This is a genomic window from Corynebacterium pelargi (assembly GCF_014635485.1).
Lineage (GTDB): Bacteria > Actinomycetota > Actinomycetes > Mycobacteriales > Mycobacteriaceae > Corynebacterium > Corynebacterium pelargi.
This window is the reverse complement of record NZ_BMCX01000007.1, coordinates 1-5,248: the sequence shown is the minus strand read 5'-3', so window position 1 is coordinate 5,248 and position 5,248 is coordinate 1. Positions and strand designations below refer to the sequence as shown.

The following is a 5,248-nucleotide window of genomic DNA, read 5'->3' as shown; positions in this document are numbered from 1 at the left end:
AAAGCGCCCAAAAACACTGGGGAGAACATGCTGCAAAAACAACGCTTAGGAAGCCGACAAAGGTTCCTAAAAATGCTGAAAGAACATCAACGAAATGGCTGGCCGCTAAGGGAACTTCATGAAAAAACTGGGGCTACACAAAGTTCAATAATCCGCTGGACTTCAGAACCTAGGAGGGATTATTTAGCTAAGGCAGAAGAGAAACGGAAGCGCGTTGTAGCACTCCGCTCAACTGGACTAAGCACGAGAGGCACTGCGGCAGAAACCGGATACTCGATTGGCGCGGTTCACAAATGCGTTAAAGAGACTAGATAGTACGGTTACGAAAACAGAAGCGACTCGAAAACTACTTCTTTCGAAAAAATCCATAGGAAGCACAGCCAACAATAAGCAAAAGATTGATGGAGTCTTTGACGTTCTCGCTAAAAACCCCGTTTCTATACATAGCCCAGTTCGCAAAGAACACAACCAGTGCTAAAAGAAACACTAACCAGGCATTTTTCATCATTGCTCCTTAACGCTTATTCGCTACTTCGGAGTGCAATAAACACTTGAGTTTCGAGCATGCCTAAATTGAACTCCAGGGTCTTTTCGGCGCAACGTCGCATTGCGCCTCGGTCGCACCAACCTCACGCTTAAACAAATGCAAGACCAGGACCAAGCTGTGGAATTCGAGTAGTCAAGAGTCCTATAAAGCCTGATGCTGTTGCTGCTTGGTCACAGGCGTTGATCATTTTATTAGCGTTGCACGAATCAAGTCTGATCGTCGAAGCAACTGTTCCTGTACTCGGGTCGAACATCCGATCTGAAACACCGTTCTTACCAACGTACGTAGCAGCATCCGCCTGAGGGGCGATTCCAGGAATAACCAGAGCAGTGCAGAGCATTGAGGAGGCAACAACTGAGGAACCCAAGCGCTTCAAATTTTTATAGCCATTGTTGCCTCTTCCACAGATTTATCTATTCGCAGACCGGTGTTGGCATGATTTTTCCGGATCCTAGTAAGTCAAATGTTATGACCTAGAACACATCAAACAAAGAAGGAAGAGCAACACAAGGGTTTTACCGACAGGGTTAGAATGTGGCACCCCCGCTTATAAGTTTCGCTATAAGTCTTCCTATATGCCAGCTTTTCGCACCCCGTAACCAGACGGCTCACCGACTTTCCCAGTCGCAGAAAAAGTGGGAAAATACCCCGTTTTTCGCTGTTCAGTGGCGCAAAACAGGGCGTTTCTATTTTCCCGACCCGGTTCACCCAGAATCGGTGATCGGATCGGGGTGATAAGTCGGGCTATATGCACCGCCTATATGCCGTGTGGATAAGTTTGCGCGGTTTCGCTCATCACACAGGGGACGTACCACCCCACCAGGCAGCACAAGCACTCACCGTGCGCTTGCCAATGGAGGTGTGTTGTCGCGGCGTGAGCAACGGCTGTGACCGTCGATTCCCAGAGAGCATGAAGCGTATTGAGTCTCGGTGTTCTCGCCTTAAGTACCCGAGCACGATCGGCAGCTAAGGCAACAGAGGTGCATTCGATTGCTGCTAATGAGGTTAGTGACGAAGCTGTACGACTTGGAGACCAAGACCAGTGGTCATGTGAAACAGTTCAAGCCGACAGCGGCGAAGAAGGAAAAATCTGCGGACTTCTCATGCATCGTCCGCTTTTGATCCTTCTTTAAAACCTTCTTTAAATTTTTTGGTCAGCGTAATCACTGTCCATATCAGCAATAAAAGTATGGCTATCGTCATCACGACTACCATGATTTCAATCAGTCCGAAGCTCATTTTCACCTCAAGGTTTCATCGTTACACATGCCCATGGAGAGTCACCGAACTCTAGTCGGTATCTTCCGCAAATATTCGTATTGGGTGAGAATGTTTGACCGTGCAGATCAAAGCTTGCGTAGTGACCCGGGAAGTTTCTCTGTGGGAGGGTCGTGCAGTTGTTTATCTCGGCGCTACGTGACTGGTGCTTTCCGTTTGCGTCTGTCCATTGGAGATCTACCGATCCGCCACAGACATTCTTTGCACCTTGTAGTGCGTTGTAGTCACCACGCCAACCAACCTGCGCATACTCTGCAGATAGACCAGAGCCTTTCACGTATATGAATGCCCTTGACGCTAAATCAGGTCCAGGTCCTGGAGTTTTGCCCAGAGCGCTTCGTTCTGAGATTGAACTCGCTTCAGTGGTATCGACTTTCACTTCTGAGTAGTAGCCATGTTCGCCATTATTTGGAGGTGCTGGGTAACTGGAGTTTGCTTCTTCCGCGCTGACTGAGTGAGCTGCCAATTGCGAAGAAACCTAGAGTGCAGAAGCTATAGCAAACGCCCTTGTTCTCTTTACAAAAATTAAAGCATTCTCCTTTGCGTTACTTGGTGAACTAGATCCGCTATATCACATGTTAATCCTGAAGAATTCGTATTTTAGGAATGAAGAGGAGTCTAATGAACCTCTTAGTCATAAAGACCAACTCGGCTTCAACCGAAATGTAGATGGGGAACTAAATCGTTATCGAACATTGCTCGCCCATAACGAAATACCCAAGCCCTCCTGCTGAGAACATGATTGTTTTACCCTTTCCGTAGGAGCCGAATCGTTGGGTTAAGCAGGGTCTTCGATGCCGAACATGCGTAGTTGTTGCTCAAGGTGTTCGATGCGGCGTTGTTGCGCGTTGACTTGTCGTCGCAGTGCCGCCTTGTCCTGCAGATCGCGTTCTAAGCCCGTTTGCGCCCCCTTGACGGGTTTCTACCCACTGGAGGGAGGTTCTGCGTTAGGCGCTCCTGACACTGTTTTTGACGCCGTGGAAGCAAACGGGCAGACGACACAAGAAGGTCGAAAAATGATTTGCACTTAAAAGGCGGGAAGAAACATGAGGCAGCTGATTGCCGTAACTGCTGTCACCAGAATGCCTGCTATCGAAGTGATAAATAACGTTCTTGTCGCTTGCTCAGGTTCAGAGATGATTACTTTTCTGGTTGCGAAGCAAACCGTAGCAAGTGAGGCAAAGAAAACAGCAGCGATAATGGGCATTCCAAGCCCTTTGCCATTGCCTGCCGCGATTGGGATCCCTATCGCGTAACCAAGAGCGATGCCAGCGCTGCAACTTCCTGCGACAAGCATTGCTTGACGAAATTTGCTTTTAGCAGGCAACAGCCCCTCCTACTGTCGGGATAAGTGAAGTCGCAAAACTTGCGATGGCGATGGTTGTTCCCGCCGACGCTGGTGCAGCGATAGCAGCACCAGTCCACAAAGCACCGTTGACAACGCCAGCGACAGCCATACCAACGCCACACTTACTCGCACGCTCTTGCTTTGCCGACCGTTCGGCATCTTCAGCTTTAGTCTTGAGCTTGTCGTAGGAAATTCTGTTAACTTCCTGCCCATCAATGTAAGAGACGAACATCTCCTCAGCGGCAAGGTACTTCACCGTATAAGTGTGGCCGTTTTCCGTAACCGTCTTTTCCTGGTCAACGGAAGAAGCCTGTTCACTCTGGCTCCAAGTTGCTGTGTCGACACTGACTGCATAGGCCAAGCCACTCCCGAACGTCGACGGGAGAATTACCCCAGCAACCCCAAGCGAACCCGCAACACTAGCAGCTGCAAATTTGGTTTTGAGGCTCATTTGATGTTGCTTTCCTGTGTTTCTCCCAAAAAATCGGTCGTTGTCTTGTGGTCGAGCTCTGTTTGCTAGCTGAGCAACCCTGGGATGAGGTGCCCACTAGCGCCCAGTCAGTATGGTCTAGGTTACATAAACGAAGACAATGGCAGCAAGACTCAGGGTGGCTGGGTGCCAAGAGTGGGTGCTTAAGGTGTTCGATGCGGCGTTGTTGCGCGTTGACTTGTCGCCGCAGTGCCGCCATGTCCCGAAGAAGATCGCGTTCTAAGCCCGTTTACAACGTTTCCGAAACCAGGATCGCGTGTCGCCGGGGGGACTTTCCGCGCTTTTCAGGCGCTCCTGGCGCCGTTTTTGACGCTGTGCAAGTAAGCGGCTCGACGGCATCGCCGGGGCTTCGTTCACCACACCCGCGGCGACCATGCGGGCACGTAGCCGCGACCGGTACGACTTTTGCCGGCACCCGGCAGAGCAGAACCTGCGCGCACGCCCAACCGACGCGCACGCGAATGTTGCCCCGCAGACTTCGAACTCACCCATGACCAAAACCCCTTGCCCTAAAACGTAACGTGACGAAGTGGTACACCTTATGCACTCTGAGTGGTCGACGGTGCGGGAGGGCCGGCGGGGGTGGCAGAGGGACACCCTTCGGGTGTGCTTCAAGTCACTTTTGTGTCCCGTAAAACCGGAAATATCTGATTCGGTTATCGGTAACTTTGAAGACGCCGACGGAAATGCCGGGGTTTGGACTACCCCGTGCAACAGTGGTCGCTATGAACCCTCACGCCGACTTCCTCAACGCTTGTTGGATGCCTCGCGCACCACTGGCATCCAACGCGGAAGGCGGCACCTACAAACGCACCACGCGAGCCAAAGCACTCACGCTGGCGTACATCGAAGCCAACCCCCTGGTTTTGCAGTCGCTGATCATCACCGACCACGACGGCGGCATGGCAGACGAACTTCTCGGGCTCCCTGCGCCCTCATGGACTGCGTTAAACCGCCACACCAACTCAAGACACATCGTCTACGCCCTCGCAGCCCCTGTGTACCTCACAGACGCCGCAAACCGACGCCCCATCCGACTGCTCGCACGCATCGAATCAGGACTCGCAACGTTCCTTGAGGGCGACCCAGCATTTACCGGCAGGATCACCAAGAACCCACTCAGCGAAGCGCACCTGCCGATCTGGGGCGAAGACCAACACCGCTACGGACTCAAAGAAATCGCCACAGCACTGAGCGACCTCGGCGCACTCCCGCGCTACGACGACCACAAAGCACTCACCACCAGCGGCGTTGGACGAAACGTCGATCTCTTCGACTACTTACGCAAATGGGCATACACCAGGCGAGGGTCCTATCAAGACCAAGCCGAATGGGAAGCCATCGGTCCTTGACCGCGCCATACTGCGCAACGAAGACAAAATCGCCAACGACTACACACGCGGCGCACTCAGCCACAACGAAGTCACCCACATCGCCCGCTCCGTCGCCAGATGGACATGGCGCAACTTCGCTCCCATCCCCACCGACGAATGGCTCAAACAAAAACAAGCCGAACGTGGACGCGAAAGCGCCCAAAAACACTGGGGAGAACATGCTGCAAAAACAACGCTTAGGAAGCCGACAA

At 52.1% G+C, this 5,248-nt stretch carries 3 protein-coding genes; 2 read left to right on the top strand and 1 reads right to left on the bottom strand.

Annotation, left to right across the window (positions count from 1 at the left end; translation table 11 throughout):
* The first annotated feature begins 2,871 nt into the window (after window positions 1–2,871).
* The gene (locus IEU99_RS10905) at window positions 2,872–3,081 is read left to right on the top strand and encodes a hypothetical protein (protein WP_128890360.1); all 210 of its coding nucleotides are present in this window, start codon (window positions 2,872–2,874) and stop codon (window positions 3,079–3,081) included.
* A gap of 60 nt (window positions 3,082–3,141) precedes the next feature.
* On the opposite strand, the gene IEU99_RS10900 is transcribed toward IEU99_RS10905, so the two are convergent.
* Window positions 3,142–3,624, bottom strand: coding sequence for a hypothetical protein (locus IEU99_RS10900; RefSeq protein ID WP_128890359.1), 483 nt, complete (start codon window positions 3,622–3,624; stop codon window positions 3,142–3,144).
* Between the two features lie 764 nt (window positions 3,625–4,388).
* Between IEU99_RS10900 and IEU99_RS10895 the strand changes: the two genes are divergently transcribed.
* Complete coding sequence (locus tag IEU99_RS10895) at window positions 4,389–5,015, top strand: replication initiation protein (protein ID WP_164931182.1); 627 nt, start codon at window positions 4,389–4,391, stop codon at window positions 5,013–5,015.
* Window positions 5,016–5,248 lie beyond the last annotated feature (233 nt).